We start from the raw sequence: 380 nt of genomic DNA on the forward strand, positions 1-380 counted from the left end.
GAACCCGGCTTACACAGAACCTGACCGCGCTCAACTTCTTCACGGCCGACACCGCGGATAAGTGCGCCGATGTTGTCGCCTGCTTCACCGCTGTCCAGCAGCTTGCGGAACATTTCAACGCCGGTAACGGTCGTCTTCTGGGTGTCCTTGATGCCGACGATCTCGACTTCTTCACCCACGTTGATCACGCCGCGCTCAACACGACCGGTCACAACTGTACCGCGGCCGGAGATCGAGAACACGTCTTCGATCGGCATCAGGAACGGCTGATCCTTCGGACGCTCCGGCGTCGGGATGTAGGCGTCAACCTGAGCCATCAGCTCACGGATCGCATCACGGCCGATAGCCGCATCGCGGTTCTCGACAGCTGCAAGCGCAGA

Annotated in this window: 1 protein-coding gene; it reads right to left on the reverse strand. The window is 60.5% G+C overall.

The window, feature by feature from the left end:
• Positions 1–380: EF-Tu/IF-2/RF-3 family GTPase (locus ABLO27_RS27100; RefSeq protein WP_353037220.1), on the reverse strand; the 380-nt coding region annotated here is incomplete at both ends.

The organism is Roseibium sp. SCP15 (genome assembly GCF_040329435.1).
Taxonomy (GTDB): Bacteria; Pseudomonadota; Alphaproteobacteria; order Rhizobiales; family Stappiaceae; genus Roseibium.